This is a genomic window from uncultured Bradyrhizobium sp. (assembly GCF_947648125.1).
GTDB lineage: Bacteria > Pseudomonadota > Alphaproteobacteria > Rhizobiales > Xanthobacteraceae > Bradyrhizobium.
Map to the genome: position 1 here is coordinate 37,447 of NZ_CANSMR010000044.1, position 6,205 is coordinate 43,651.

The 6,205-nt window shown below is 61.5% G+C and carries 4 protein-coding genes and 1 riboswitch; all 4 genes read left to right on the forward strand.

Features of this window, described 5'->3' with window-relative positions:
- Positions 1–1,344, forward strand: a complete 1,344-nt coding sequence (virB10, locus tag Q0030_RS38285) for a type IV secretion system protein VirB10 (protein ID WP_298379602.1) — start codon at positions 1–3, stop codon at positions 1,342–1,344.
- The gene (gene virB11, locus Q0030_RS38290; protein ID WP_298379605.1) at positions 1,307–2,380 is read left to right on the forward strand and encodes a P-type DNA transfer ATPase VirB11; all 1,074 of its coding nucleotides are present in this window, start codon (positions 1,307–1,309) and stop codon (positions 2,378–2,380) included. The genes virB10 and virB11 overlap by 38 nt, the downstream gene beginning before the upstream one ends.
- The gene (locus Q0030_RS38295; RefSeq protein ID WP_298379608.1) at positions 2,358–4,517 is read left to right on the forward strand and encodes a type IV secretory system conjugative DNA transfer family protein; all 2,160 of its coding nucleotides are present in this window, start codon (positions 2,358–2,360) and stop codon (positions 4,515–4,517) included. The genes virB11 and Q0030_RS38295 overlap by 23 nt, the downstream gene beginning before the upstream one ends.
- A 159-nt stretch (positions 4,518–4,676) precedes the next feature.
- A riboswitch (Fluoride riboswitch) is annotated at positions 4,677–4,736 on the forward strand.
- Between the two features lie 376 nt (positions 4,737–5,112).
- Positions 5,113–6,205, forward strand: a 1,093-nt coding sequence (locus Q0030_RS38300) for a cbb3-type cytochrome c oxidase subunit I (RefSeq protein ID WP_298379611.1), incomplete at its 3' end; no start/stop codon positions are given.

A 6,205-nucleotide genomic window follows, 5' to 3' on the forward strand; every position in this document is an offset into this window, starting at 1 on the left:
ATGCCGACACCGGAGGACTATCGCTCGTTCGAAATGGAGGCCGCTGCGGCGACTTCCGTCGCACGCGGACGCACGGCGCTCGGCCGTTTTCTGAAATTCGGCGTACCGCTCGGCGCGGTGATCGTGGCCGCCTGGATGATCTACAGTACGACCCAGCGGCGCGCGCCGACCATGACGACGCCGGACAAGGAGGAGTTTACGACCACCCAATTTCCCGCGCCGTCGCTGTCAATGCCACGTCCGCAGACCAATCAGGGCACGATCGTCATCCCGCAGGCCCCACCTGAGCCAGCGCCGCCGCCGCCGGCGCCCCCGGTGACCTTGCAGCCGCCGCCAGCGCCGGCACCACCGCTCACGATGGTTGCACCGAACGACGACGAGGCGCGCCGGCTTGCAGAGCTCGAGCGTCAACGTCAGGAGGAGGAGCGCCGGAAATGGGAGCGTCTACGTGCTCCGCAGGTGATCGCCGACAACGCGAGCGCGACGGCGGCCGCTGCGAATCCGAACGACACCAACCAAGCGGCCGGCGCGCCTGACGATGATCCGAACCGGCGGTTCCTGGCCTCCGTCTCGGCCGCCGGCGTCGACGTCTCGCGCGCCACGAAGAACAACCGGATTGACGCGCTGGTCGCACAGGGAACATTCATCCGGGGCGTGCTCGAGACTGCCGTCCAGAGCGACCTGCCTGGCATGGTGCGCGCGACCGTCACCGAGAACGTCTGGTCGTTCGACGGACGACGCGTGCTGATTCCAGCCGGCAGCCGGCTCATCGGCGAATACAAATCGGGAATTGCGCAAGGCCAGACGCGAGTCTTCGTCGTCTGGACAAGGCTGTTGCGGTCGGACGGCGTCTCCGTGCAACTCGGCTCGAACGGCGCCGACGATCTCGGACGGGCCGGGAATGCCGGCTTCGTCGACAATCATTATGTGGAACGGTTCGGCGCTGCGATCATGCTGTCGATCGTCGGCGGCGCCGCGCAATTCCTGAGCGCCTACGGCCAGAACACCAACGGCTATGGCAACGGCACCGTCATCACCACGACCGATCCGGTCACGGGCGTCGTCACGCAAACGCAGACTGGCGTCAACCAGAACCAGTTGAGCCTGCAGGCCCGGCAGATCGCCGCCCAGAACGTCTCGCAGACCTTGACCAATATCGCACAGGAGGCTCTGCGCAACTCGATCAACATCCCGCCGACGATCTATCTCGACCAGGGCACCCGGATCATCGTCTTCGTTCGGCGCGACTTGGACTTCTCTTCCTTTTATCCGGATCCGGTCAAGGAAGCTCTGACGGAGTTGAAGCGTGAGCGCGCTGCCACGAAACCTGACCGTCTTCATTGATCGGGCGCTCGATCCGATTCGCGAGTGGCTCGCGGACGATCAGATCGTCGAGATCTGCGCGAACGGACCGGGGGAGGTCTGGGTTGAACGCTTCGGTCAGTCCGCGATGGAGCGGCACGAGGTGCCGAGCCTCACCGAGCATGCAATCCGCCACCTTGCCGAGCGCGTCGCCGGCCACTCCGGCCAGAGCGTGAACGAGGAGCATCCGCTGCTTTCGGCTGCACTGCCCTCTGGCGAGCGATTTCAGGGCGTGATGCCGCCGGCGACGACGGCCGGCGGAGCCTTTGCGATCCGCAAGCAGGTCATCAAGGAGATGCGCCTGGACGACTATCGCCGGCTCGGCTCGTTCAAGAAGGTCGAGACGGCCGGGGAGGGGGCGTTGACAGCGACCGACCGTCAGCTTTGCGAGCATCTCGAGGCTGGTCGCATCGAGGACTTTATCCGCCTGGCCGTGGTCAGTCGTTATTCGATCCTGCTGTCAGGCGGAACAAGCTCGGGCAAGACGACATTCCTGAACGCAATTCTCAAGGAGGTGCCGGAAGAGGAACGCATCATCACCATCGAGGACACGCGCGAGGTCAATCCGGTCCAGAAGAACTATTTGCCGCTCGTGGCGTCGAAGGGCGACCAGGGCGAGGCGCGCGTCACGGTCGAAATGCTCTTGCAGGCCTCGCTGCGGCTGCGACCAGACCGCATCTTCCTCGGTGAGATTCGCGGGGCGGAAGCCTACTCTTTCCTCCGCGCGATCAATACCGGCCATCCCGGCAGCATCACCACTGTCCACGCTGACAGCCCCTCGGGTGCGTTCGAGCAACTCGCGCTCATGGTGATGCAGGCGGGCCTGGGGCTGAAGCGCGAGGAGATCGTCGCCTACATTCGCTCAGTGCTGCCGATCGTGATCCAGCAGACCAAGATCGGCGGCTGGCGCGGAACCTCGGCGGTCCATTTCTCGCGCATGGCGGAGTGGCGGCAGGAACGAGAAGTGGAGGAGCGTGGGGCAGAAAGGGGACGGCATGGCCCGCGTCGTCGTCTATAGAGTCGGAATTGCCATCCTGCTGCTGCTGGCGTTCTGTCTGCTTTGGAGCCTGGCCTACGAAATCGTCGTGGCGATGCGCTGGGCGCCGGGCCGCTTTCCGGGTGAGGGCGCCAGCCGTTGGGCTCTGTTTCGGCAGCAGAACGCCGACCGCTCGGCGGAGTTTTTCTTGATCGCCTGGCGTCATTTCTACGAACGGCTGATCTATCCGCCAACGCGCGTCGAAGCCCTGATCCGGGCCGGTTATGGCGCGGCCGCCGTCCTCGCGCTGGGGATCGGCGGATTGATCTTCGGCTTCGTCAATCGCCGCCAGATGCCTTACGGGGCGGCCCGGTTCGGCACCCTGATGGAAGCGGCCAAGCAAGGAATGATCGCCAAGCAGGGGATCATTCTGGGCACGCTGAACGGCTCCACCATTCGCTCAGATGAACCGGCCCACATCCTCGTTGTCGGCCCGTCGCGATCCGGCAAGGGCACCGGCTTCGTCCTGCCGAACGGTTATCTCTGGCAAGGTTCGGCGGTGTTCTTCGATCCGAAGCGGGAGAATTTCGATGCGTTGGCAAACCATCGCACGACGATGGGCAATAAGGTGTTCATGTTTTCACCGGGGTCGAGCGATACCCATCGCTACAATCCGCTTGATTTCGTGCGCCGCGACGAGCGGATGGCGACCGACTGCCTGGTCGTCGCATCCTTCGTCATTCCCGAGAAAGCCGACGACACCTGGGCCGGCGCCGGGCGCCTGCTGCTGTCTGCCTTGATCGGCTATGTGCTGGCGTCGCCGCTGACCACCACGGCGCAACACATGCGCACGGTGGCGCGCATGACCACGACGGGCAAGGACATCTCCACTGTGCTGCGCGCCATCGTCAAAACGGAACGCGACCATCTGCCGACCTGGGTGATCGACAGCTTCAACCAGTACATTGCGCTCGAGCCGGAGACCCGAAACAGCGCCGTCTTCAACGTCAACATGGCAATGAGCTTGTGGAACAACGGACTGATCTCGGCCGCGACTGAGACGTCCGATTTCGACATTCGCGAGCTGCGCCGGCAGCCGATGACAATCTTCATCGGCTGCACCATTGCCGAGCTCTCGATCTTCCGACCGCTCATTCGCATCCTGTTTCAGCAGATCCATGACCTGTTGATGGAGAAGATTCCCGGAGCGGACGAACCGCACCAAGTCCTGTTGATGCTGGACGAATTCTTCCATGTCGGGCGGATGGACTCGCTGATTTCGAAAATCACGATCAGCGCAGGCTACGGGTTCCGCATGGCGATCGTCATGCAGGACATCGCCCAGCTCGACGAGCTCTATGGACGGCATACGCGCATCACGACGGTCTCGGGCTCACAGATCAAGCTGTTCATCCAGATCAACGATCTGGAGACCTCGGAATTCGTGTCCGAGATGCTGGGCGAGACCACACAGGTCTACAAGACCCCCATTCAGCGTCCGGGGCAGGGCATCTTCGCGCCACGGGTCTGGGCCCCACACTACACGCCGCGGCCACTGCGAAGCCCGCTCGAGCTAAGGGAGATGTCGCCGCGGCTGTCGATCCTGATGGTGAAAAACTCTCCGTCGTTCGAACTAACGAAGATTCGTCACTACCTGGACAAACCCTACCGCGCTCTCTACGAGCGCGCGAAAGCCTCCCCTCCGGCGCTCCCCAAGTTGCGGGCGTGGCAGGATGAGGCGCTACAGGGCGCCATCAACCCAGCGCCGGAGCCACCGCAAGCGCCAGTCCAGGCGCCGCCGCCTGTCACAACAGCGCCGCCAGCGGCAACAAGCGCTACTCCCCGCAAAGCACCGTCACTGCGCCGAACGAAAACCACAGCTAGCAAAACCAAACCGTCGCCGGCCTCGCCAGCGCCGGCGCCTCTCACGCTTGTGTCACGGCCTGCGCCTGCACCGCCGCCACCACCGCGGAAGACTTTATCGCTCGGAACCGCGCCCCCCACTCCCCCGGGGGAGAACTGCGACGTGCGCGATATTCTTTCGTCCGCCGCCGCAGGACAGGATGAAAACTTCGCCGCAATGATGAGTGTCTTGCGCACCGTTCCGGACACCAAGATTGATCAAGCGATGGAGACGCTCAACTCCCTCCACGCGTCGTTTGGGGAGGACGAGAAATAACGACGATCGACAGACGTCCGGTATAAACACATGATGTTTTGGCGTCTGATCGCATACGTCGTGTCTCTATTCATTGTCGCTTACGCAGATGGGTCATGCCCGAAAGCATAATATTCGGCCACGGGCGCTCTTGTGTTCCGCTACCGCCCTGATACTATTTCGCGCACAGGGGATGGAGTCCCCCATAACTGCCGATCGGCTGATGACTCCTGCCACGTTACTTACGGAGGCAGGATTCTGTGCGAGATCCACGCAATTTAACTGGCAGCCTCGGCGTTAGTGCTGTCGTTCAGCCACAACTCAGCTTCTGTCAACAACCGCGGTGCCTTTCTCTGCGCCGGCGACGCTTGGCTGTGATCGAACCGATTGCGTGCGGACTGTCGGTTTCTGGCCAAAGCATCGAAATCGCTGCGCGTTGACATGAATAGGCCCGCGCAAAAGTCCGCTGCGTTCGGCGGCGACATTCCATCGAGCTACTTTTCTGCTCATCGACCAGTGTTTGCGACCGCCCCAGAGGTGCTTTCGCGCTGGCGATCGGCTGACCGTACCGAAAATCAAGAACACATATTTTCCCGTAGCGAGGAAAGATAACGACATGGCAGCCAGTGCGACGTCTCTTCGCAGCGCAACTCTCGATGATCATGGGCATGAAGGCTCGCACCCGACCGGATGGCGTCGATATCTCTACTCGACGAACCATAAGGACATCGGGACGATGTACCTTATCTTCGCAGTCGTGGCCGGTATCATTGGCGGCGCGCTTTCGATAGCGATCCGGGCAGAGCTCATGTTCCCGGGCGTCCAGATCTTTCATGAGAGCCATACCTACAACGTTTTCGTGACCGAGCACGGCTTGATCATGATCTTCTTTATGGTCATGCCCGCTATGATTGGTGGCTTTGGCAACTGGATGGTGCCTTTGCTCATCGGCGCGCCGGATATGGCTTTTCCGCGCATGAACAACATCTCGTTCTGGCTGCTTCCGGCTTCGTTCGCTCTGTTGATCATCTCGACCTTTGTTGAGGGCGAGCCCGGAGCCAATGGCGTAGGAGCGGGATGGACGCTTTACGCACCCCTTTCAACATCCGGCCATCCAGGTCCAGCGATGGACTTTGTCATTCTATCGTTGCATCTGGCCGGCGCCTCGTCGGTTCTTGGAGCCATCAACTTCATCACGACCATCTTCAACATGCGCGCGCCTGGCATGACCTTGCATAAAATGCCTCTGTTTTGCTGGTCGGTCCTGGTGACGGCCTTTCTTTTGTTGCTGTCGTTGCCGGTGTTGGCGGGCGGCATCACGATGCTGCTGACCGATCGCAATTTCGGGACAACATTCTTTTCAGCCGATGGCGGTGGCGATCCATTGCTTTACCAACATCTGTTTTGGTTCTTCGGTCATCCCGAAGTTTACATCTTGATTCTTCCGGGCTTTGGGATGACGAGCCATATCGTGTCAACGTTCAGCCGGAAACCTATCTTCGGCTATCTCGGCATGGCCTACGCGACGGCCGCGATCGGCGGCATCGGCTTCGTGGTTTGGGCGCACCACATGTACACGGTGGGAATGTCAAGCGCGACCCAGGCCTATTTCGTGGCGGCAACAATGGTGATCGCCGTACCGACAGGCGTGAAAATCTTCTCCTGGATCGCCACGATGTGGGGCGGCTCGATCGAGTTCAAGACGCCGA

Coding starts and splice junctions, on each gene's coding strand:
- Q0030_RS38295 (WP_298379608.1), top strand. CDS start 2,358: ATGGCCCGCGTCGTCGTCTATAGAGTCGGAATTGCCATCCTGCTGCTG.
- virB10 (WP_298379602.1), top strand. CDS start 1: ATGCCGACACCGGAGGACTATCGCTCGTTCGAAATGGAGGCCGCTGCG.